We start from the raw sequence: 22,193 nt of genomic DNA, 5'->3' as shown, positions 1-22,193 counted from the left end.
GGTATCTCCCATCACCTCATACACAGGAACGGAAGCTCATGGCCTCGGTCCCTTCCCTCGCTTCGACCGTGCAGCAGCGCCTCGCGGAAGGTCTCTCGGCAGCCCTGCCGGAGGCCGGTCCCGCGGACCCGCTGCTCCGACGAAGCGACCGGGCCGACTTCCAGGCCAACGGCATCCTGGCGCTGGCGAAGAAGCTCAAGGGCAATCCGCGTGAGCTGGCGACGCAGGTCGTCGCGGCGATCCCGGAGAACGACGTCCTGAAGGAGATCGAGGTCTCCGGTCCCGGCTTCCTCAACATCACCATCTCGGACGCGGCGATCGTCGAGACGCTGGCCGCCCGCGCCGCCGACGACCGGCTCGGCGTGCCGTTCAACCCGTCGGCCGGCACGACGGTGATCGACTACGCGCAGCCGAACGTGGCCAAGGAGATGCACGTCGGCCACCTCCGCTCCGCCGTGATCGGCGCGGCGATGGTCGAGATCCTGGAGTTCACCGGCGAGAAGGTGGTCCGCCGCCACCACATCGGCGACTGGGGCACCCAGTTCGGCATGCTCATCCAGTACCTGATCGAGCACCCGCACGAGCTGGACCACAAGGCCGAGGACAAGGGCGCGGAGGTCTCCGGCGAGGAGGCCATGTCCAACCTCAACCGCCTCTACAAGGCCTCGCGCGCGCTGTTCGACTCCGACGAGGAGTTCAAGACGCGCGCGCGGGCCCGGGTCGTGGACCTGCAGGCGGGCGACGAGCAGACGCTGGCACTGTGGCAGCGCTTCGTCGACGAGTCGAAGATCTACTTCTACTCGGTCTTCGAGAAGCTCGACATGGACATCCGCGATCCCGACATCGTCGGCGAGTCGGGCTACAACGACATGCTGCAGGAGACCTGCCGGCTCCTTGAGGAGTCGGGCGTCGCGGTCCGCTCGGAGGGCGCGCTGTGCGTGTTCTTCGACGACATCAAGGGCCCGGACGGCAACCCGGTCCCGCTGATCGTGCAGAAGTCCGACGGCGGCTTCGGCTACGCGGCGACGGACCTGTCCGCGATCCGCGACCGGGTGGGCAACCTGAAGGCGTCGACGCTGCTGTACGTGGTGGACGCGCGCCAGGGGCTGCACTTCAAGATGGTCTTCGAGACGGCGCGCCGGGCGGGCTGGCTGAACGACGAGGTGAAGGCCCACCAGCTGGCGTTCGGCACGGTCCTCGGCAAGGACGGCAAGCCGTTCAAGACCCGTGAGGGCGAGACGGTGCGGCTGGTGGATCTCCTCGACGAGGCGATCGACCGGGCGACGGCGGTCGTCGAGGAGAAGAAGGAGAAGGCCGGCCTCTCCGACGAGGAGGTCGCGGAGAACGGCCGCTACGTCGGCATCGGCGCGGTCAAGTACGCGGACCTGTCGACGTCGGCGGTGCGCGACTACAAGTTCGACCTCGACCAGATGGTGTCGCTCAACGGCGACACGTCCGTGTACCTCCAGTACGCCTACGCGCGGATCCGCTCGATCCTGCGCCGGGCGGGCGCCGCGAAGCCGGCGGCGCACCCGGAGCTGGAGCTGGCTCCGGCCGAGCGGGCGATGGGTCTGCACCTGGACCAGTTCGGCGCGGTCCTCGCCGAGGTCGCCGAGGAGTACGCGCCGCACAAGCTGGCCGCGTACCTCTTCCAGCTGGCCACGCACCTCACCACCTTCTACGACCAGTGCCCGGTGCTGAAGGCGGACACGGAGGAGCAGAAGGAAAACCGTCTGTTCCTGATCGAGCTGACCGCCCGGACGCTGCACCAGGGCATGGCCCTGCTGGGCATCCGGACCCCCGAGCGCCTCTGACGCCCGCCTCCGGCCCATGAGACGACGGCCATGCCCGCCCGGGCATGGCCGTCGTTCGTTCCTCACGCGGTCACCGGGTCACCGGTCACTGCTTGTCCCACGTCCCCGTGTCGATCCGGTAGCCGTACGTGGGGCGGCCCTCGATGGCGCTGCTGCGGAACGGCTTGCCGCCGTCGTCGACGCGTACCGTCCCGTGCTGCTCGCCGCTGCTCCACTTCAGTTCCAGGTACCAGGTCGCGGCGTACTTCTCGGTGTGCACGTCGAGGTTGAGGACCTGCGGATCGCCGGTGGCGACCTTGTACGGGAAGTTCTTGGCGGGCACCACGCGGTCCCCGTCCTGACCCGCGACCGGCTTCACGAACGGGCGGGGCGCGTCGAGGTCGACGTCGAAGGTCTGCGGGGTGATGCCGCTGCCGCAGCCGTCGCCCATCGAGTACGTGGTCCCGTCGAGCGGCTCCTCCCGCTGCACGACCCGTACGTTCAGGCCGGACAGGACGACGGGTTCCTGGGTACGGCCGGTGACGGTGATCTGGAGCTGCATATGCCCGCCGTCGATCCCGCCGAGCGCCCGGGCCCAGCCGCGGGTGTCCTGCGGGGCGGGCGGCGGCGGGACGTGCTCGGGCGTCTGGTCGAGCACGTAGTACTGGCCGCAGGGCTCGGCCCAGTTGTACGAGCTGATGCCGGCGCTCAGCGGCGCGGGCGGCCCTTCGGAGCCCTTGGCCTCGTCCCCCGCGGGCTTGTCGCCGGATGCCAGCACATAGACGAGGGGCACCGCCACGGCGATGGCGACCACGGCTGCGGCACCGGCGAGCACACCCCGCCGCCGGGACCGCCCGCGGACCGGCGCCTCGGGTCCGGCGAGGACCTCCACCACCGGCGAATCGACCGCCCCCGGCACCGCCTCGACCACCGGCACCGGCACCGGCACCGGCACCGGCACCACAGGGTTTTCCCCGGCCGACGGCTGGGGCCGCGCCGGGGACGGCGGCTGAGACTGCCCCTGGCGCCGCGCCTCGTCGGCGACGATCCAGGCCCGGTGCAGCTCGATCAGCTCGTCACGGGAGGCCCCGCACAGCCGCCCGAGCCGTTCGACGGGGGCGAACTCGGCCGGCACGGCGTCCCCGTTGCAGTAGCGGTGCAGGGTCGAGGCGCTGACGTGCAGCCGTCTGGCCAGCACCCCGTAACTGAGCCCCGACCGCTCCTTCAGCTCCCGCATCCGCCCCGCGAATCCGTCCGCCGTACTCATCCACGCCCCCTGTCGACGTCCCGGGAACGCGTTCCAGGGGATAGTCATTTCCCCAGGTCACCGTGGGTGAGAGCGTTCCACCGTCCCTCATTGTCCCGTGCCGGTTGCCCGGAGATCACGCCGACGCGCAGGCTCTGGGTCATGCGGAACAGCCGCGTCACGGACGCTCTGGCCGTCGCGCTCCTGATCGCCTCCACGGCGGTCGTCCTCGCGCTGCTCGACCCGCACTGACGCACACACGACATCATCACGGGGACCTCACCATGCGTACACTCGCTCGCCGTCTCGCCCTGCCCGCCGCCGCCCTCTCGGCGGCGCTGGCGCTCACCGCCTGCCAGTCGGACGGCTCGACGTCCGCGGCGGCCACCGCCCCGCCCGCCGCCTCCACCGCGGCGCCGGCCAAGGAGGCACCCGCCAAAGACGCCCCGGCCACGGAGGCACCCGCCAAGGAGGCACCCGCCAAGGACGCGCCGACCGCCGGTCACCCCACGGCCGCGCCGGGAAGCGCCGCCAAGCCGCCGGTCGCGAAGCCCGTGGGCACGCGGACGTCGTCCCGCCCGTCGGCGTGCACGACGGCGACGGCCAAGATCGTGGTGAGCAAGGTGAGCCGCCCGGTCAACCACCTGGCGCTCACGGTCACCAACACCGGCAGCCGCCCCTGCGACGCGCTCGGCGCGCCGTTCGTCGGCTTCGACTACAGCCAGGCGCCGATCCGGATCGTGGAGGACAGCAAGCCGCAGGCCGTCGTCACCCTCGCCCCCGGCGAGTCGGCCTATGCCTCACTGATCCTGACCGGCGAGCCCGGCCCGGACACCCACGGCACCACCGTGAAGACGATCAAGGTGTACATCACCCCCGACAGCGGGACGACGGTGACGGCGCCGAAGGGCACGTACGCGGACGACGGCGCCGCCGTGTCGTACTGGCAGCGCAACCTGGAGGACGCGCTGATGTACTGAGATCAGCGCGGGATGGGGTGGGAGTGCCGCCCCGAGACCTCGTCGATCTCGACATGGGCCTTCTGCAGCAGCTGCGACGCGAGATCCATCAGCGCCCGGGCCCCGGCGATCTCCTCGCCCACCCGCAGCTGATCGGGGTCGGAGGGGTGGCGATTGGCGGTGCCGTGGGCGCGTACCTCGGTGCCGTCACCGAGCCGCACCATGCCCACCGCCCGCGTCCGGTCGCCCTCCTCGCGGAATTCCATCTCGACGTGCCAGCCGACCAGGGTCTGTGACTGCGTCGTCATGAGGACCACCTCCAGAGAGGTACCGGGGATCCGGGGAATCCCAGGTACCTCTCCAGGGTGCATCCGCTCCCGCGCACTCCGCGCGCCGGGAGCGAACCGCGGGTGTCAGAGCCCGCGGGACAGCTTCTGCGCGACCTCGGTCGCCCAGTAGGTGAGGATCGTCCGCGCACCGGCCCGGCGGATGCCGGTCAGGGTCTCGAGGATCGCCTTGTCGCGGTCGATCCAGCCCTTCTCGGCGGCGGCCTCGATCATCGAGTACTCCCCGCTGATCTGGTACGCGGCCACCGGCACGTCCACCGACTCGGCGACCTTGGCGAGCACGTCGAGGTACGGGCCGGCCGGCTTCACCATGACCATGTCGGCGCCCTCCTCCAGGTCGAGCGCCAGCTCCCGCATGGACTCCCGCAGATTGGCGGGGTCCTGCTGGTAGGTCTTGCGGTCGCCGACGAGCGAGGAGCCGACGGCCTCGCGGAACGGGCCGTAGAAGGCGGAGGAGTACTTCGCGGTGTACGCGAGGATCGACACGTCCTCCTTGCCGATGGTGTCCAGGGCGTCACGGATCACGCCGACCTGGCCGTCCATCATCCCGGACGGACCGACGACGTGGGCGCCCGCGTCGGCCTGCACCTGGGCCATCTCGGCGTACCGCTCCAGCGTGGCGTCGTTGTCGACCCGGCCGTGCTCGTCCAGGACACCGCAGTGCCCGTGGTCGGTGTACTCGTCCAGGCACAGGTCCGACATGATCACCAGGTCGTCGCCGACCTCGGCGCGCACATCGCGCAGGGCCACCTGCAGGATGCCGTCAGGGTCGGTACCGGCCGTACCGTCGGCGTCCTTCTTCCCGTCCTCCGGCACGCCGAACAGCATGATCCCGGAGACCCCGGCCGCGACCGCCTCGGCGGCGGCCTTCCGCAGGGTGTCCCGCGTGTGCTGCACGACGCCGGGCATCGCGGCGATCGGCACGGGCTCGCTCACGCCCTCCCGCACGAAGGCGGGCAGGATCAGATCGGCCGGGTGAAGCCGCGTCTCGGCCACCATCCGCCGCATGGCAGGAGTCGTCCGCAGCCGCCGCGGCCGCGCCCCCGGAAAGCTTCCATACGCATTCATGCCATTGAGGCTACGCCCGTACGCCCCCTGCGTTTGCCGACGCCTTGTAGGCATACGTCCCCACAGAAATCCCCCACCCCCGGCGGGGAGGGGCCGACGTGCGAAACGCACAGCGTGAGGGGCGCGGGACAAGGCCCCGCGCCCCTCACGTAACGGTGTCCACATCACGGCGCACCAGCGCACCGCACCGCGTACCGCCTACGTCGTACGACGCCGCCGCGCCCCCGGCCGCCGCTCACTCGGCCGCGTCACCGACTCGCCGGCCTCCCGCGCGGCCGCACGCCGCCGCAGCCCGAACTCCGCCAGCGCCTCCGCCAGCTTGTGCACGGACGGCTCCGGCGACAGCACGTCGACCCGCAGCCCGTGCTCCTCCGCGGTCTTCGCGGTCGCGGGGCCGATGCAGGCGATGACGGTGACGTTGTGCGGCTTGCCGGCGATGCCGACGAGGTTCCGCACGGTCGACGACGAGGTGAAGAGGACCGCGTCGAAGCCGCCGCCCTTGATCGCCTCGCGGGTGTCCGCCGGCGGCGGCGACGCGCGCACGGTCCGGTAGGCGGTGACGTCGTCGACCTCCCACCCGAGCTCGATGAGACCGGCGACGAGCGTCTCGGTCGCGATGTCGGCGCGCGGCAGGAAGACGCGGTCGATCGGGTCGAAGACCGGGTCGTACGGCGGCCAGTCCTCAAGAAGACCGGCCGCGGACTGCTCGCCGCTCGGGACGAGGTCCGGCTTCACGCCGAAGTCGACGAGCGCGGCGGCGGTCTGCTCGCCGACGGCGGCGACCTTGATGCCGGCGAAGGCACGGGCGTCGAGACCGTACTCCTCGAACTTCTCGCGGACCGCCTTGACCGCGTTCACCGAGGTGAAGGCGATCCACTCGTAGCGTCCGGTGACGAGGCCCTTGACGGCCCGCTCCATCTGCTGCGGGGTGCGCGGCGGCTCGACGGCGATGGTCGGCACCTCGTGCGGCACCGCGCCGTAGGAACGCAGCTGGTCGGAGAGCGACGCGGCCTGCTCCTTGGTACGCGGGACGAGCACGCGCCAGCCGAACAGCGGCTTGGACTCGAACCACGCGAGCTGGTCGCGCTGCGCGGGGGCGCTGCGCTCGCCGACCACGGCTATGGCCTGGCGGTGGCCCTCGGGCGAGGGGAGCACCTTGCCCTGCTTGAAGACCTGCGCGATGGTGCCCAGCGTCGCGGTCCAGGTGCGCTGGCGCGTGGTCGTACCGCCGATGGTGACGGTGAGCGGGGTGTCGGACCGGCGGCCCGCGGCGACCAGCTCACCGGCGGCCGCGGCGACCGAGTCCAGGGAGGTGGACACGACGACGGTGCACTCGGAGGCGCCGACCTCGGCCCAGCAGCGGTCGTCGGCGGTCCGGGCGTCGACGAAGCGGACGTCGGTGCCCTGCGCGTCGCGCAGCGGTACGCCGGCGTACGCGGGCACGCCGACGGCGGTGGCGACACCGGGGACGACCTCGAACGGGATGCCCTCGGCGGCGCAAGCGAGCATCTCGGCGCCGGCGTTGCCGTCGAGGCCGGGGTCGCCGGTCACCGCACGGACGACCCGCTTGCCGCCGCGCGCTGCCTCCATGACAAGATTGGCGGGATCCCTCAACACGGGGACACCGACGGCTGTTGACGCTTCGTCGACAACCGTCAGCTCAGGCGTGCTCACGCCCGCGCGCGCATGGCCGCGAACGACTTCGAGCACCTCCGGCTCGGCGATCAGGACGTCCGCGCCGGCCAGGGCCTCGACGGCCCGGAGCGTCAGCAGACCCGGGTCGCCGGGACCGGCGCCGAGGAACGTGACGTGACCGTGGCCGAGGAAGGCGGCGGACGCGGGGCTGGTGGTCGGGCTGGTGGGGCTCAAAGTTCTCGCTCCCCCATAAGACCGGCCGCACCCTTGGCGAGCATCTCGTCCGCGAGTTCGCGTCCGAGTGCCATGGCCTCCTCGTACGAGGTGGGTACGGGACCGGTGGTGGACAGCTGCACCAGCGTGGAACCGTCGGTGGTGCCGACGATGCCGCGAAGGCGCATTTCGGTGACATCCTGCTGCCGGCCGGGGCCTTCGGCCCGCAGGTCGGCCAGCGCGCCCACGGGCGCGGAGCAGCCGGCCTCCAGGGCGGCGAGCAGGGAGCGCTCGGCGGTCACGGCGGCCCGGGTGAACGGGTCGTCGAGCTCGGCGAGCAGGGCGACGAGGCCGGCGTCGGACGCCGGGCACTCGACGGCCAGGGCGCCCTGGCCAGGGGCGGGCAGGACCGTGTCGGTCGACAGGAAGTCGAGCGACAGGGAGCCGGTCAGCTCCTCGGTTCCGCCGATGCGGTTGAGCCCGGCGGCGGCGAGCACCACCGCGTCCAGCTCGCCCTTGCGCACATAGCCGACCCGGGTGTCGATGTTGCCGCGGATCGGTACGGTCTCGATGGTCAGGCCGTGGCTGCGCGCGTACGCGTTGAGCTGGGCCATGCGACGCGGCGAGCCGGTGCCGATACGGGCACCGTCCGGGAGCGTCCCGAGGGTGATGCCCTCCCGGGCGACGAGGACGTCGCGCGGGTCCTCGCGGCGCGGGTTGGCCGCGACGACGAGACCGGGGTGCGGTGCGGTCGGCAGGTCCTTGAGCGAGTGCACGGCGAAGTCGACCTCGCCGGCGAGCAGCGCGTCGCGCAGCGCGGCGACGAACACGCCGGTGCCGCCGATCTGCGCCAGGTGCTCGCGCGAGGTGTCCCCGTACGTCGTGATCTCCACGAGCTCGACGGGCCGGCCGGTCAGCTCCCGGACCGCATCGGCCACGTGTCCGGACTGGGCCATGGCGAGCTTGCTGCGCCTGGTCCCGAGCCTCAGTGCCCTCTCGGTCATACTCGCCCTCGGTTCTTGACGTCGCCGTCGTTCAGGTCGGCCCGGCTGACAGAGGCAACCGTCCCCGGGTCGAGGTCGAAGAGTGTCCGCAGCGCGTCCGCGTAGCCGGCGCCGCCGGGCTCGCCGGCCAGTTCCTTGACGCGCACGGTGGGGGCGTGGAGGAGCTTGTCGACCACGCGGCGCACGGTCTGGGTGATCTCCGCGCGCTGTTTGGCGTCGAGGCCGGGCAGCCGGCCGTCGAGGCGTGCGATCTCGCCGGCCACGACATCGGCGGCCATGGCGCGCAGGGCGACCACGGTCGGGGTGATGGTGGCGGCGCGCTGGGCGGCGCCGAACGCGGCGACCTCGTCGGAGACCAGGTCGCGGACCTGGTCGACGTCGGAGGCCATGGGCGCGTCGGCGGAGGCGGCGGCCAGCGACTCGATGTCGACGAGGCGGGCGCCGGGGATCCGGTGGACGGCGGCGTCGATGTCGCGGGGCATGGCGAGGTCGAGCAGGTACATGGGGCTCTGCTCGGTGCCGCCGTTCGCGTCGCCGCGCGCGCGCAGCGCGGTCTCGACGCCGTTCCCGGTCAGGACGAGGCCGGTGGCGCCGGTGCAGGAGACGACGATGTCGGCCTTCGCCATTTCGTCGCCGACGGCAACCATCTCGACCGCGCGCGCGGCCACTCGCGTACCGGCCCCGGGCTGGGTGAGGATCTCGACGAGGCGCTCGGCGCGGGCCGGGGTGCGGTTCGCGACGGCGATCTCGGCGACGCCCGCGCGCGCGAGGGTGGCGGCGGCGAGCGAGGACATCGAGCCGGCGCCGATGACGAGGGCGCGCTTGCCCGCGGCCCAGGCGCCGACCTCGGCCGCTCCGGTGCCGCCGGCCAGCTGCTCCAGGCCGAAGGTGACGAGCGACTGCCCGGCCCGGTCGATGCCGGTCTCGCTGTGGGCGCGCTTGCCGACCCGCAGGGCCTGCTGGAAGAGGTCGTTCAGCAGGCGTCCGGCGGTGTGCTGTTCCTGGCCGGTGGCGAGGGCGTCCTTGATCTGGCCGAGGATCTGGCCCTCGCCGACGACCATGGAGTCCAGTCCGCAGGCCACCGAGAAGAGGTGGTGGACGGCCCGGTCCTCATAGTGCACGTAGAGGTAGGGGGTGAGCTCGTCCAGGCCGACGCCGCTGTGCTGGGCGAGGAGCGTGGACAGCTCGGCGACACCGGCGTGGAACTTGTCCACGTCGGCGTACAGCTCGATGCGGTTGCAGGTGGCCAGCACGGTGCCCTCGGCGGCCGGTTCGGCGGCGAGGGTGTCGTGCAGCAGCTTGACCTTGGCGTCCACCGTGAGGGAGGCGCGCTCCAGGAGGCTGACGGGGGCGGTGCGGTGGCTGAGACCGACGACGAGGAGGCTCATGCGGGCATCACCGCGGGCATGTCCCCGTCAGGTCCCTTGCGGAGGGTGTCCTCGGCGGCGTGCGGCGCGGGCGGCGCGGCGGCCTGGGCGGCCGCGCCGGAACCGGCGGCGGGGGCCGCGTCGGCGGTACGGGCGGCGCCGACGCCGCCCGGCTCCTCGCCGGCCTTGCGCTGCTCGTGGAACGCGAGGATCTGCAGCTCGATGGAGAGGTCGACCTTGCGCACGTCGACGCCGTCCGGCACGGAGAGCACGGTCGGCGCGAAGTTGAGGATCGAGGTCACGCCGGCGGCCACGAGCCGGTCGCAGACCTGCTGGGCCGCGCCCGCCGGGGTCGCGATGACGCCGATGGAGACGCGGTCGGCCTGGATGATCCGCTCCAGGTCGTCGGTGTGCTGCACGGGCATCCCGGCGACCGGACGGCCGGCCATGGCCGGATCGGCGTCGATGAGCGCGGCGACCCGGAAGCCACGGGAGGCGAACCCGCCGTAATTGGCCAGGGCGGCGCCCAGGTTGCCGATGCCGACGATGACGACGGGCCAGTCCTGGGTGAGGCCGAGCTCACGGGAGATCTGGTAGACGAGGTACTCGACGTCGTAGCCGACGCCGCGCGTCCCGTACGAGCCGAGGTAGCTGAAGTCCTTGCGCAGCTTGGCGGAATTGACTCCTGCCGCGGCCGCGAGTTCCTCGGAGGACACCGTGGGTACGGAGCGCTCCGAGAGTGCCGTGAGGGCACGCAGATACAGCGGAAGTCGGGCGACGGTGGCCTCGGGAATTCCTCGGCTACGGGTCGCCGGTCGGTGAGTTCGGCCAGTTGCCACGGTGCTCCTGCGGGATGAGCGGGGCTGCAGGCGGCCATGCGTCCCAGGACCGCCCCGTCGAATGCAGGCTATGTCTTTGTGAACGCGTGCACAAAGATGGTGTCCGTTTTGTCTGGCCAAAGTGACCGGGGTCACGTGGCTGGTTCCCGACGTTATGGAACCGCGGAGCACACCTGAGCGTTGGGATGCCGACGGGGGCAAAACCGCACACTCTCCTTATGAAGCCGCCCCCGAAACCCAACAAAACGTCGTCGATGTTAGCCGTCTTTCGGTCACGCACCCAGTTCGCGCCGGAGCCGCCCCGCGTCGACCCGCCAGAAGGTGTGCTGCTCCCCGTCGACCAGGACCACCGGGATCTGCTCCCAGTAGGCGCGGTACAACTCGGCGTCCTGACTGATGTCCTTCTCCTCCCACGCCGTGCCGGTCTCGGCACACACCGCCGCGACCACCTCCCTGGCGTCGTCGCACAGATGGCACCCCGGCTTGCCGATCAGCGTCACCGTGCGCGGACCGCTCTTCTTCTTCGTACGCCCGAACATGCCGTCCATTCTGCGTCCGCCGGAGCCGATCGGCGCCGCCCCTTCCCCCGCCTGTTCACACGCTCGTCCCCCGTGCGGCGCCCGCGCGCGTCGGGGAGGACCGAACGGACTGGTTATGCTCGCAACATGGCCGCTCTGGGATGGCTCACCCCCCGTAGGCGCTCCGCCACCGCGCGCAGCGTCCTGGCAGGCGAGGCCGCCGCGGAGGCGGCGCGCAAGACCTCGCTCCAGCTCGAAAGGGAGCGGGAGGCGGCAGCCGAGGCGGCCGCCGCCGAAGCCACACCCGAGGAACCCGAGTTCCCGGTCGTCGGCGACGTCCGGGCCGCCGCCTTCTTCGACCTCGACAACACCGTCATGCAGGGCGCCGCGATCTTCCACTTCGGCCGCGGCCTGTACAAGCGGAAGTTCTTCCAGCGCCGCGAACTCGCCCGCTTCGCCTGGGCGCAGGCCTGGTTCCGGCTGGCCGGCGTCGAGGACCCGGCGCACATGCAGGAGGCCCGCGACAGCGCCCTGTCGATCGTCCAGGGCCACCGCGTCTCCGAGCTGATGTCGATCGGCGAGGAGATCTACGACGAGTACATGGCCGACCGCATCTGGCCCGGCACGCTCGCGCTCGCCCAGGCACACCTGGACGCCGGCCAGAAGGTGTGGCTGGTCACCGCCGCCCCTGTGGAGACGGCCGCGATCATCGCCCGCCGCCTCGGCCTGACCGGCGCGCTCGGCACGGTCGCCGAGTCGGTCGGCGGCGTCTACACCGGCAAGCTGGTCGGCGAGCTGCTGCACGGCCCGGCCAAGGCCGAGGCGGTCCGGGCGCTGGCCGTCGCCGAGGGCCTGGACCTGGCGCGCTGCGCCGCGTACAGCGACTCGCACAACGACATCCCGATGCTGTCGCTGGTCGGGCATCCGTACGCGATCAACCCGGACGCCAAGCTGCGCAAGCACGCCAAGGAACGCGAATGGCGGCTGCGCGACTACCGGACCGGCCGCAAGGCGGTCAAGGTCGGCATCCCGGCCGCCGCCGGGGTCGGCGCGCTGGCGGGCGGCACGGCCGCCGCGGTCGCACTGCACCGCCGACGGCGCTGAGCGCGCCCCCGCCCCTCTCCTCTTCTCCTCTTCTCCGCTGACGCCCGTACGAGGGCGCGGTGTGCGCTGCCGATACGTTTCGGCTCCGATCGACTGCGACAATCACGGATCACCGGTCCTCACCCGTCCGTGATCGAACATGCCCGCACACGTCAACCGCGCGCCTCATGCGACTCGGGCCCGACAGCGGCCCTGATCACCTCCAGGCTCCGCAGTCGAACACAATCGACCCCGGCTCCGATCAAACTCGGAAGCAAACCCATCCACATTCGGTCATCAATCACGCCTCTTTTCGCTCCCAAGTGGCAACAGATGCAACCGAATCGATGATTTTGACAACTCGGTGTAGCGCCGCCTGTACGAAGCGTTATTCTCCTCAGACGCACAACGGAACCCACACGTCGCCACGACGAGTGAACGGTCCCGCACTGCACGTGATGGAAGCTCTGCCTCTGGGAGTCCCGTGTACCCACACGTCGGGGTTGACGCCTCGGGCCTGGCTACGCTGCGCGCAAGGGTCTTCGACCACCTGCGCGGCTTCGTCCCCACCGCGTACGCCACACCCGCCTTCGGCGGTTCCGCTTTCGGCGGGCCCGCCTTCGCCACACCGGCACCCGCCGGTCCCTGCTACGCGCTGGCCGAGAGCGGCGCCGCGGTGGGCAGACGCGGCCCCCGGGGCGGCGGCTCCGCCACCCCGACCACCGCCCGCAGGCCCACCGCCGACAGCGACAGCGCCCGCATGATGGACCTGGTCGAGCGCGCCCAGGCCGGCGAGGCCGACGCCTTCGGCCGCCTCTACGACCAGTACAGCGACACCGTCTACCGCTACATCTACTACCGCGTGGGCGGGAAGGCGACGGCCGAGGACCTCACCAGCGAGACCTTCCTGCGCGCCCTGCGCCGTATCTCCACCTTCACCTGGCAGGGCCGGGACTTCGGCGCCTGGCTCGTCACCATCGCCCGCAACCTCGTCGCCGACCACTTCAAGTCCAGCCGCTTCCGCCTCGAGGTCACCACCGGCGAGATGCTCGACGCCAACGAGGTCGAGCGAAGCCCCGAGGACTCCGTCCTCGAGTCCCTCTCCAACGCAGCCCTCCTCGACGCCGTCCGCCGTCTCAACCCCCAGCAACAGGAATGCGTCACGCTCCGGTTCCTCCAGGGCCTGTCGGTCGCCGAGACCGCCCGGGTCATGGGCAAGAACGAGGGCGCGATCAAGACCCTCCAGTACCGGGCCGTCCGCACCCTGGCCCGCCTCCTCCCGGAAGACGCCCGCTGACCGTCCGGCACCCCCCACGCGCCTCCTCGGTCCCCGCCGCCGGCCCCCGCCCCGTTACCTCACCGCACCACCCCCCCACCACCCCTCCCTCCCGTCCAACTCACAGTCGGTGACGACTCGATGACGCACTGGTCCGATCATCCTTCGCGCGTAACCCAAGTGCCGCGCCGCTCGTTGTGCGAAATGCAGGCTTCCCGCGGTCACGCCAGGCCCACATCCGTTCACTCTTTCGTGTGGATGCGCTCAAGGTGTGCAACCTTCCGAACCCCTCGGGAAGTCGACCGTCATGACGAGAGGAGGTGCCGCCAGTGATCGCGAACGTCTCGACGCACCGGCGGGCGAACGCCTTCGCCCAGGCCCTGGAGGATCGGACGTCCGAGGGCGCGGCGGCCGAGCGGTCCGAGGCATCGGCCGAATCGGCCGAGCGGGGACGGCTGTTGGCCCTGGCGAACGGTCTCGGCACCCTGCCGAGGCCGGAGATGGACCCCGAGGTCAAGGTGGTGCAGCGAGCCCAGCTCGTCGCCGCCATGGAAGCGATGCTCGCGGAGGGAAACGCCGCCGCGGGCCCTACGGTGCCGGGGCAGCGAGGCTCCGCCAAGGGAGTCCACCGTGCCTCCCCGCTCCGCAAACTGCGTCCCCGTTCCCGCTGGACCAAGGGCCTGGCGGCCGGCGGCCTCACGGTCGGCGTCGCCGCCGGAGCGCTCAGCGGAGTGGCCGCCGCCAGCTCCGACGCCCTCCCCGGTGACTCGCTCTACGGGCTCAAGCGCGGGATGGAGGACATCAAGCGCGGGATGGCGGACGACGACGCCGACCGGGGCGGGATCTACCTCGACCAGGCGTCCACCCGGCTCAACGAGGCCCGCCGGCTGATGGAGCGCGGCCGCTCCGGCGACCTCGACCACGAGTCGGTCGGCGAGATCCGCCGGGTCCTCGGCGGGATGACGCACGACGCCGCCGAAGGCCACCGGCTGCTCCGCCAGGCCTACCAGCGGGACGGCGAGATCGAGCCCATGGCCCGGCTGAACTCCTTCGCCCAGTCCCACCGCGCCACCTGGGACGGCCTGCGCGACCGGCTCCCGGTCCAGCTCACCGACGTGAGCAAGGAGGTGAACGACGTCTTCGCCGCCATAGACCAGGACGTCCAGCCGCTGCGGTCGCTGCTGCCCCGCCCGCCCGAGCGCGGCCCCGTCGGCTCCAGTGGCCCGAACACCCCCGGCGCCACCCCGACGGCCACCCCCCAGCGGTCGCACTCCTCGTCCGCCACTCCGTCGCGCGGCGGCGACAGCGCCCAGCCCACCCCCTCCGGTTCCGGTACGGGGACGAAGTCGGGCGCACCGGAGGACGGCGGCCTGCTCGGCGGTGCGGGCGACCTGCTCAACCCGCCGCAGCAGACGGGGCCGAGCTCCTCCCCGTCCGGCAAGGAGTCCACGCCGGCCGCCCCCGACGTGACCCTCCCGCCGCTCCTTCCGGGGCTGCTGCCGGGCCTCGGCATCGACAGCGGCAACGCCGACTGAGCCGACTGAGGAGTACGAACGGCCCGACCCGCCCCACCGACCGTGTGAGGGTGCGCCCCACCCGGGGGACGCACCCTCACACGTACACGGCCTTGATGAACCGCCGTCAGAAGAACACCGAACGGCGCTGCACCAGAAGCTTGTACAGCGTGTGCTGGATCTGCTCGCGCACCTGGTCGGTCAGGTTGAACATCAGCATCGGGTCCTCCGCCGCCTCCAGCGGATAGCCGTCCGTGTGGATCGGCTCGCCGAACTCGATCGTCCACTTCGTCGGCAGCGGCAGCGCACCCATCGGCCCCAGCCAGGGGAAGGTCGGGGTCAGCGGGAAGTACGGAAGCCCGAGCAGCCGCGCCAGCGTCCGCGCGTTGCCGAGCATCGGGTAGATCTCCTCCGCGCCCACCACCGAGCACGGCACGATCGGCACCCCGGCCCGCAGCGCCGTCGACACGAACCCGCCCCGCCCGAACCGCTGCAGCTTGTACCGTTCGGCGAACGGCTTCCCGATGCCCTTGAAGCCCTCCGGCATCACGCCGACGATCTCGCCCGCGCGCAGCAGCCGTTCGGCGTCCTCCCCGCACGCCAGCGTGTGCCCGGCCTTCCGGGCCAGCTCGTTGACCACCGGCATCATGAACACCAGATCGGCGGCCAGCAGCCGCAGATGACGGTCCGCCGGATGATGGTCGTGCACGGCGACCTGCATCATCAGACCGTCCAGCGGCAGCGTCCCGGAGTGGTTGGCGACCACCAGGGCGCCGCCCTTCGCCGGGATGTTCTCGACACCCTTCACCTCCACCCGGAAGTACTTCTCGTACACCGGGCGCAGCAGCGACATCAGGACCTGGTCGGTGAGGTCCTCGTCGTAGCCGAACTCGTCGACCTCGTAGTCGCCGGTGACCCGCCGCCGCAGGAACGCGAGCCCGCTCGCGAGCTTCCGCTCCCAGCCGCCCCGCTCCCCCGGGTCCGCCCCCGGCTCCGTACCCGTCTCCGGGTCGTCACCGGACGGCTGGGCCGGGGCCTGCGCCTGGGCCGGCAGCGCCCGTACGGACGCCGCGTCGTCGGTCCGCGCGGGACGGCGGCGCGCCCGCGAACGGTCGTCGTCGAAGGGAATGACCTTGGCGTCCGCCATCGCGATCGGGCTCCTCAGCTGCCGGCCGGAACATCGGGGAAGGTGCTGCCGGGCACCAGCCGCCCGGCGAGCCGGTCCACGGCCCTCGCCAGCCGCTCCGGCGGCAGCAGCCCCGGCCCCTGGCTGCGCGCGAAGTCGGCGAAGGCGTCCGCCGTGGTGTGCAGGGGCGTGAAGCCGAGCGTCTCGCGCATCTGGACGGTGGACACCACCCGCCCGTGCGTGAGCAGCCGGATCTGCTCCGGCGAGAAGTCCGTCACGCCGACGGTGCGCAGCGCCTGCCCCACCCAGGTGACCGCGGGCAGCAGCACCGGGGCCGTCGGCCGGCCGAGCCGCCGCGCGCACTGGGACAGCAGCAGCACGCCGTCGCCGGCGATGTTGAAGGTCCCGCTGTTCAGGGTCGCCCGGCGCGGCTCGCGCGCGGCGATCTCCAGGACGTCGACGACGTCGTCCTCGTGGACGAACTGGAGCCGCGGGTCGTAGCCGAAGACCGTCGGCAGGACCGGCAGGGCCAGGTACTCGGTGAGCGGTGAATCCACCCGCGGCCCGAGGATGTTGGCGAACCGCAGCACGCACACCGCCACGTCCGGGCGGCGCCGGGCGAAGCCCCGTACGTACCCCTCGACCTCGACGGCGTCCTTGGCGAAGCCCCCGCTCGGCAGCGACTTCGCCGGCGTCGTCTCGGTGAAGACGGCCGGGTCGCGCGGCGCGGCCCCGTAGACGCTCGTCGTCGACTTCACCACGAGCCGCCGGATCCGCTGCGACTTCTGGCAGGCGCCGAGCAGCTGCATGGTGCCGATGACGTTGGTCTCCTTGACCGACGTACGGCCGCCGGAGCCGAGCGCGGTGCCGGTGACGTCCATGTGGACCACGGTGTCCACGTCGTGGCGGGCGAGGATCTTGGCGATGGCGGGCCGCCGGATGTCGGCGCGCACGAACTCGGCCGCGCCCAGCGGATGCGGGGAGTCGACCGCGTCCACGGCGATCACCCGCTCCACGTCCGGGTCCCGCTGGATCCGCCGGACGAGACGGGCGCCCAGATGACGGGCCGCACCGGTGACGAGCACGACCTTGCCCAAGACGAGCGCCTTCCGTCGGTGTCGGTCTTCCACAGGTCCGCGGTGTTCGCTGTGCGGTGCGCGGCGTTCCTGTCGCGCTGACGGCCACCGTAGCGCCTCCGTCTCACGGCACCGGCCCCGCACCCGTGCGGCAAAAGGCGTGGCCCCCCACCGGAGTACGGTGAGGGGCCACGCCGACGCACATACGCTGCTGCCGCAGCGTCGCTTACTTCTTGTTGCGACGCTGGACGCGCGTGCGCTTGAGCAGCTTGCGGTGCTTCTTCTTGGCCATCCGCTTACGCCGCTTCTTGATAACAGAGCCCACGACTACCCTCGCTCACTTCTCGGAACATCCCCGCGCCAGCGGGGATCGGTGCGGGGCGTCTGGGCCCACACGACCTACGAGGGGCTAGCCTACCGCCCCGAGCGATCCGCAGGTAATCCGAGGAGCGTCGAAGAACGGGCGGCCGGTGAAACCCGGGCCCGGCCTGGCGCCGGGCCCGGAATCCGAACCCGCCCGAACAACACGGCTACGCGGTCGCGACCCCCACGAAGGACTCTCTCAGGTACTCGTGAACAGCCTGCTCCGGGACCCGGAAGGACCTGCCCACCCGGATCGCCGGCAGATGACCGCTGTGCACCAACCGGTACACGGTCATCTTCGAGACGCGCATCACCGAAGCGACCTCCGCCACGGTCAGAAACTTCACCTCGTTGAGAGGCCGATCTCCTGCAGCCATGACCCACCTGTACCTTCCGCACGCGACGCCCACCGGCTTCCCCTCCGGTGACTCTTCGTCGCTGCGCGCTCACGCCCAGACTAGGGGCGGGTGGTACGAGTGGGGAAGAGGAGCTGCGATCGGCCGTTTACCGTGACAGACACGCTCGATTGAGTACATAGCGTGTGAGCGGACGATACGACTCCGCCCGCACCCCGTCGTCAAGCGGAACCGTCACGGACACCTGCCCCTCGGCCTCCCCGACGAACAGCGCCGGATCGTCCGTGTCGGCCGGCCCGATGCTCTCGATACCCAGCTGACCTGCCCCGCAGACCCAGCCGTGGTCCCCGATCACCAGCTCCGGCAGCGGCCCGCCCGCGTCGGCCGCGCTCTCCAGCGCCGCCCTAACCGGCAGCGGGGAATGGCTGTGCGCCCCGGGCACACGCCCTGCCGCCGACAGGTCCCGGGCACGCACGAACGCCACCCCTTGTACGTAGTCCAGGAGGTGCGTGCGTACGCCGAACCGGGTCGTTATGTCGACACATCTCCCCTGCGCCGGGGTGAGGACAAGACATCCCGCCGCCGACAAAGCGTCTGCCAGCGCGGCGTAGAAACCGAGCAGACGATGCGGATGACCGGTCCCGAGGAGCACCGGAGCCCGCCGTCCCGCCGCCTCCCCGAGCCGCTCGGCGAACGCGTCGAGGGCGTCCAGGGTCCGTTCCGGGTCGATCCGGTCCGGCCCCACGCGGTACGCCGGGTCCGAAGACACCCCGCAGCGCCGCGCCATCAGCCGCAGCAGTGCCCCCTCGTCCCACCGGCCCGCCGGGACGAGGCCGAGCGTCACCCGCGGATCGCCCGCGGCGAAGAGCCGGTAGCTGCGCAGACTCGTCTCCCGCGGGGTCGCCACCGGGCCGGCGAGGCCGTCGGCCAGCAGATGCGCCCGCAGCGCCCTGGTACTCCACACGCGCACGATGCTGCCGAACACCCCGGCCGGCGGGGCCGGAATCCCCGCGGCAACGCACGGTCGGCTTAACTCGAACGAATGGCAGGGCAACGGCGGGGTGACGCCCTCCGGCCTGCCTCAGGCGAGCAGCCCGCGCGCCGGGAACGCCGCCCGGCGCGTCGCGAGCACCGCCTGGTCCAGCCGGTCCGCCGGGTCGTACCCGCCCGTCCACTCCCGCCAGGCGACCGGCCAGCGCCCGTCCGTCATCCGCCGGGGCCCGGGCTGCCGCGTCCGCGCGTACACCTCGTCCCGCCACGACGCCGGGATCACCGACGCCGGATCCACCGGCGCGTGCGCCGCGATGGCCACCAGATGCGCCCAGGACCGCGGGACGACGTCCACCACCGCGTACCCGCCGCCGCCGAGCGCCAGCCAGCGGCCGCCCTCCACATACGTGTGGGCGAGGTCGTGGCAGGCCTCCTGCACCGCCCGCTGGGCGTCCAGCGACACCGCCAGATGAGCCAGCGGGTCCTCGAAGTGGGTGTCCGCGCCGTGCTGGGTCACCAGGGCCTGCGGCCGGAACTGGGCCAGCAGCTCCGGTACGACCGCGTGGAACGCCCGCACCCAGCCGGTGTCCCCGGTGCCCGCCGGCAGCGCCAGGTTCACCGCGCTGCCCTCGCCCGGCCCGGCCGCGCCCGTCTCCTGCGGCCAGCCGGTGTGCGGGAACAGCGTCCGCGGGTGTTCGTGCATCGAGATCGTCAGGACCCGCGGGTCCTCCCAGAACGCCGCCTGCACCCCGTCCCCGTGGTGCGCGTCCACATCGACGTACGCCACCCGCTCGGCGCCCAGTTCGAGCAGCCGGGCGATCGCGAGGGCCGCGTCGTTGTAGACGCAGAACCCGGACGCCGCCCCCGGCATCGCGTGGTGCAGCCCGCCCGCGAAGTTCACCGCGTGCGCCGTGTCACCGCGCCACAGGGCCTCCGCCGCGCCCACCGACTGTCCGGCGATCAGCGCGGACACCTCGTGCATCTCCGCGAACGCCGGATCGTCCGTCGTCCCGAGCCCGTACGCCGGGTCGGCCGACGCCGGGTCCGCGGACGCGGCCCGTACCGCGGCCAGATAGTCGGCGCGGTGCACGAGCCGAAGAGTCGAGTCACCGGCGGGCGGGGCCGCCACGACGTCGACGGCGCGGTCGGTCCCGTACGCCCGCACCAGACTCATCGTCAGCGCGAGCCGCACCGGGTCCATCGGATGCTGGGCCCCGAAGTCGTATCCCGTGACCGCTTCATCCCACATCAACAGTGCGCGGCTGCTCATGCCCGCCACCGTATCCGGCCGGACGCGCACCGAACGACGTGGCGTACACCACCGTCACCAGCACCAACACCATCGGCACCAGCATCGCCCCGCGGTACGTCCAGGCGTCGCCCAGAGCGCCCACGAGCGGCGAGCCCACGAGGAAGCCCACGTAGTTGAAGACATTGAGCCGGGCCACGGCCGCGTCGCTCGACCCGGGGAACAGCCGGCCGGCGGCGGCGAACGTCTGGGGCACGATCACGCTCAGGCCGAGCCCCAGGATCGTGAACCCGGCCATGCCCGTCCACGCGCCCGGCGCGACGGCCACCACCGCGAACCCGAGCGCCGCGACCACGGCCCCGCCCCGCACCACCAGGGCCGCCCCGAACCGCCGCACCCCGAGGTCGCCGACGGACCGTCCGAGGAGCGTCGTCACCATGTACGCGTTATAGGGGACGGTCGCCAGCTCCTCGGAGCTGTGCAGCACGTCCTGGAGGTACTTCGCCGACCAGTTGGAGACCGTCGAGTCCCCGATGTACGCGAAGGTCATCACCAGACATAGCGGCAACAGCAGCCGGAAGGCGAGCCCCTGACGTGCCGCCGGCTCGTCCGTCGCGGCCCGCCGGTCCGACCTGCCGTCGACGTACCAGCGGCTGCCGATGAGACCGACAGGCAGCAACACGGCGACGACCGGCAGATAAGAGGTGAACAGTGTCAGATGCCAGTGCGCCCCGACCCAGGCGAGCGAGGCACCGGCGATGCCGCCGAGGCTGTACGCGGCGTGGAAGCCGAGCATGATGCTCCGCCCGTACGCCCGCTGGAGGCTCACCCCCAGCATGTTCATGGACGCGTCCAACGCGCCGACGACGAGGCCGAACAGACCCAGCGTCAGCGCCGCCATCCACAGTCCGGAACCGGCGCCGACGGCCAGCAGCGCGAGCAGCACCACAGGCTGCACCCAGCGCAGGACGGCCGCCGGTCCGACGCGGGCGGCAAGTTTCTCGGCGATCACGCTCGACACCCCGGCGAGCACCGGGACGGCGGCGAGGAAGGCGGGCAGCAGCCCGTCGGATATCCCGTACCGGTCCTGGACCGCCGGTATCCGGGTCACCAGGAGCGCGAAGGCGACGCCCTGAATGAAGAAGCTGACCGCCAGGGAGCCCCGCCCGTGCCGCAACCGCGCATCTGTCATGGCGGCACAGTAGGGCCGGGGGCTACCGCGCGGTAGATGGATCACACTCCCAATATCGCGGGCAGGTCCACCATGTGGGCGAAGTATCCGTTCGCGCCGGTCAGCCGCTCCTCGGGAGTCATCGCGGTGAAGGCGTGGACATCCATCCCGGCCGCGTTCGCCGCCTGCACGCCGAGCCGGCTGTCCTCGACGACCACGCACCGCCCCGGCTCGACGCCCATCCGGGCGGCGGCGTGCAGGAACAGGTCCGGGGCGGGCTTCCCGCGGCCGACGTCGTCGGCGCTGAACACGATCTCGTCCGGGAACCAGCGGGCGAGCCCGGTGGTCCGGTGCCCGACCCGGATCCGCTCATGGCTGCCGGACGACGCCACGCAGTACCGCACGCCGGCCTCGGTCAGCCGCTCCAGTACGTCACCGACGCCCGCCACGGGTTCCAGATCCCGCTCGAAGGCGGCGAACACGCGCGCGTGGAAGATCTCGTCGAAGTCGGCGGGCAGCTTCTCCCCGGTGCGCTCCTCGACCAGGTCGTGGATGCGGTGCATCGCGGATCCCATGTAGTCCCGCAGCGATTCCTCGTACGTGGTGGGATGCCCGAGCTCCGTGAGATAGCCGGCGAGGAGCCGGTTGGAGATCGGCTCGCTGTCGACGAGCACACCGTCGTTGTCGAAGATGACCAGGTCATAGCTCATGACCGGATCCTAGGAGCCGATGACCCGATCGTGCTCCTGGACCGCCTCGTCCATGGTGTTGCCGTCGAACGGCGGGTTCGGCGTCGCCGGATAACCGACGGCGTCCCACACCCGGCCGCCGGACGAGGCGTTCCACAGCAGACCGAGCCAGCCCAGGAGATTGCCGGGCGCGCTGTCGAACCAGACCATCCCGTACCGTAAACGCAGAAAAGCCCCGCACCATAAAGGTGCGGGGCTTTCCCCAAAAGGAGTTCGGCGGTGTCCTACTCTCCCACAGGGTCCCCCCTGCA

23 protein-coding genes are annotated in these 22,193 nt (G+C 71.8%); 5 read left to right on the top strand and 18 right to left on the bottom strand.

The annotated features are described in order from the left end of the window. Nucleotides 1-38: 38 nt before the first annotated feature. Nucleotides 39-1,814 (top strand): arginine--tRNA ligase, encoded by a 1,776-nt coding sequence (gene argS, locus ABZ693_RS32800; RefSeq protein ID WP_359884952.1) that lies wholly within the window; start codon nt 39-41, stop codon nt 1,812-1,814. Between the two features lie 85 nt (nt 1,815-1,899). Here argS and ABZ693_RS32795 read toward each other — a convergent pair whose 3' ends face one another. Next, nucleotides 1,900-3,060: a helix-turn-helix domain-containing protein gene (locus tag ABZ693_RS32795; protein ID WP_359884951.1), complete on the bottom strand. Its 1,161-nt coding sequence runs from the start codon at nt 3,058-3,060 to the stop codon at nt 1,900-1,902. Between the two features lie 247 nt (nt 3,061-3,307). Beyond that, the gene (locus ABZ693_RS32790) at nt 3,308-3,508 is read right to left on the bottom strand and encodes a hypothetical protein (protein ID WP_359884949.1); all 201 of its coding nucleotides are present in this window, start codon (nt 3,506-3,508) and stop codon (nt 3,308-3,310) included. Nucleotides 3,509-3,593: 85 nt separating this feature from the next. Between ABZ693_RS32790 and ABZ693_RS32785 the strand changes: the two genes are divergently transcribed. After that, a complete protein-coding gene (locus ABZ693_RS32785) occupies nt 3,594-4,019 on the top strand; it encodes a DUF4232 domain-containing protein (RefSeq protein WP_359884947.1) in 426 nt (141 codons plus the stop codon). Nucleotides 4,020-4,021: 2 nt separating this feature from the next. Here the strand turns inward: ABZ693_RS32785 and ABZ693_RS32780 are convergent, their stop codons facing one another. The 7 genes from ABZ693_RS32780 to ABZ693_RS32750 all read right to left on the bottom strand — a co-directional run bounded on the left by ABZ693_RS32780 (nt 4,022) and on the right by ABZ693_RS32750 (nt 11,019). Continuing rightward, nucleotides 4,022-4,306: a DUF1876 domain-containing protein gene (locus ABZ693_RS32780; protein ID WP_359884946.1), complete on the bottom strand. Its 285-nt coding sequence runs from the start codon at nt 4,304-4,306 to the stop codon at nt 4,022-4,024. Nucleotides 4,307-4,411: 105 nt separating this feature from the next. Further along, complete coding sequence (hemB, locus tag ABZ693_RS32775) at nt 4,412-5,413, bottom strand: porphobilinogen synthase (RefSeq protein WP_359884944.1); 1,002 nt, start codon at nt 5,411-5,413, stop codon at nt 4,412-4,414. 198 nt (nt 5,414-5,611) lie between these two features. Then, complete coding sequence (locus tag ABZ693_RS32770; protein WP_359884943.1) at nt 5,612-7,282, bottom strand: bifunctional uroporphyrinogen-III C-methyltransferase/uroporphyrinogen-III synthase; 1,671 nt, start codon at nt 7,280-7,282, stop codon at nt 5,612-5,614. Further along, entirely contained in the window at nt 7,279-8,265 is a 987-nt protein-coding gene (gene hemC, locus ABZ693_RS32765) for a hydroxymethylbilane synthase (RefSeq protein WP_359884941.1), read from the bottom strand. The genes ABZ693_RS32770 and hemC overlap by 4 nt, the downstream gene beginning before the upstream one ends. Beyond that, nucleotides 8,262-9,653, bottom strand: a complete 1,392-nt coding sequence (locus ABZ693_RS32760) for a glutamyl-tRNA reductase (RefSeq protein WP_359884939.1) — start codon at nt 9,651-9,653, stop codon at nt 8,262-8,264. The genes hemC and ABZ693_RS32760 overlap by 4 nt, the downstream gene beginning before the upstream one ends. Then, nucleotides 9,650-10,471: a redox-sensing transcriptional repressor Rex gene (locus ABZ693_RS32755; RefSeq protein ID WP_359884937.1), complete on the bottom strand. Its 822-nt coding sequence runs from the start codon at nt 10,469-10,471 to the stop codon at nt 9,650-9,652. The genes ABZ693_RS32760 and ABZ693_RS32755 overlap by 4 nt, the downstream gene beginning before the upstream one ends. A gap of 272 nt (nt 10,472-10,743) precedes the next feature. Continuing rightward, nucleotides 10,744-11,019: a glutaredoxin family protein gene (locus ABZ693_RS32750; protein ID WP_359884935.1), complete on the bottom strand. Its 276-nt coding sequence runs from the start codon at nt 11,017-11,019 to the stop codon at nt 10,744-10,746. Between the two features lie 117 nt (nt 11,020-11,136). On the opposite strand from ABZ693_RS32750, the gene ABZ693_RS32745 reads away from it, so the two are divergent. The 3 genes from ABZ693_RS32745 (at nt 11,137) to ABZ693_RS32735 (ending at nt 14,883) form a co-directional block, all read left to right on the top strand. Further along, nucleotides 11,137-12,093, top strand: a complete 957-nt coding sequence (locus ABZ693_RS32745; RefSeq protein WP_359884933.1) for an HAD family hydrolase — start codon at nt 11,137-11,139, stop codon at nt 12,091-12,093. A 463-nt stretch (nt 12,094-12,556) separates the two neighbouring features. Then, nucleotides 12,557-13,369: an ECF subfamily RNA polymerase sigma factor, BldN family gene (locus ABZ693_RS32740; RefSeq protein WP_359884931.1), complete on the top strand. Its 813-nt coding sequence runs from the start codon at nt 12,557-12,559 to the stop codon at nt 13,367-13,369. 308 nt (nt 13,370-13,677) lie between these two features. Next, the gene (locus ABZ693_RS32735; protein WP_359884929.1) at nt 13,678-14,883 is read left to right on the top strand and encodes a DUF5667 domain-containing protein; all 1,206 of its coding nucleotides are present in this window, start codon (nt 13,678-13,680) and stop codon (nt 14,881-14,883) included. A 106-nt stretch (nt 14,884-14,989) separates the two neighbouring features. Here ABZ693_RS32735 and ABZ693_RS32730 read toward each other — a convergent pair whose 3' ends face one another. From ABZ693_RS32730 to ABZ693_RS32690, 9 genes are all read right to left on the bottom strand, one after another. Next, complete coding sequence (locus ABZ693_RS32730) at nt 14,990-16,009, bottom strand: lysophospholipid acyltransferase family protein (protein ID WP_359884927.1); 1,020 nt, start codon at nt 16,007-16,009, stop codon at nt 14,990-14,992. Nucleotides 16,010-16,023: 14 nt separating this feature from the next. Then, nucleotides 16,024-17,085 carry an NAD-dependent epimerase/dehydratase family protein gene (locus ABZ693_RS32725; protein WP_359884925.1) on the bottom strand — a complete coding sequence of 354 codons (1,062 nt, stop codon included), beginning with the start codon at nt 17,083-17,085 and terminating at the stop codon, nt 16,024-16,026. Nucleotides 17,086-17,290: 205 nt separating this feature from the next. After that, nucleotides 17,291-17,389 (bottom strand): 30S ribosomal protein bS22, encoded by a 99-nt coding sequence (locus ABZ693_RS32720; RefSeq protein WP_003948845.1) that lies wholly within the window; start codon nt 17,387-17,389, stop codon nt 17,291-17,293. Nucleotides 17,390-17,594: 205 nt separating this feature from the next. Beyond that, nucleotides 17,595-17,804 (bottom strand): helix-turn-helix domain-containing protein, encoded by a 210-nt coding sequence (locus tag ABZ693_RS32715; protein ID WP_046910004.1) that lies wholly within the window; start codon nt 17,802-17,804, stop codon nt 17,595-17,597. Between the two features lie 127 nt (nt 17,805-17,931). Continuing rightward, nucleotides 17,932-18,747 carry a phosphatase gene (locus tag ABZ693_RS32710; protein WP_359884922.1) on the bottom strand — a complete coding sequence of 272 codons (816 nt, stop codon included), beginning with the start codon at nt 18,745-18,747 and terminating at the stop codon, nt 17,932-17,934. Between the two features lie 117 nt (nt 18,748-18,864). Next, on the bottom strand, nt 18,865-20,043 hold the full coding sequence (locus tag ABZ693_RS32705; protein WP_359884920.1) for an acetoin utilization protein AcuC: 1,179 nt from the start codon (nt 20,041-20,043) through the stop codon (nt 18,865-18,867). Continuing rightward, nucleotides 20,012-21,214, bottom strand: a complete 1,203-nt coding sequence (locus ABZ693_RS32700) for an MFS transporter (protein WP_359884918.1) — start codon at nt 21,212-21,214, stop codon at nt 20,012-20,014. Before ABZ693_RS32700 ends, ABZ693_RS32705 begins: the two co-directional genes overlap by 32 nt. 41 nt (nt 21,215-21,255) lie before the next feature. Next, on the bottom strand, nt 21,256-21,903 hold the full coding sequence (locus tag ABZ693_RS32695) for an HAD family hydrolase (protein ID WP_359884916.1): 648 nt from the start codon (nt 21,901-21,903) through the stop codon (nt 21,256-21,258). Nucleotides 21,904-21,912: 9 nt separating this feature from the next. Next, nucleotides 21,913-22,092 (bottom strand): hypothetical protein, encoded by a 180-nt coding sequence (locus tag ABZ693_RS32690; protein WP_359884914.1) that lies wholly within the window; start codon nt 22,090-22,092, stop codon nt 21,913-21,915. Between the last annotated feature and the right edge of the window lie 101 nt (nt 22,093-22,193).

It is taken from the genome of Streptomyces laurentii, assembly GCF_040635425.1.
GTDB classification, from domain to species: Bacteria; Actinomycetota; Actinomycetes; order Streptomycetales; family Streptomycetaceae; genus Streptomyces; species Streptomyces laurentii.
The sequence above is the reverse complement of the archived record's forward strand: the minus strand, read 5'-3'. Positions and strand labels throughout refer to the sequence as shown.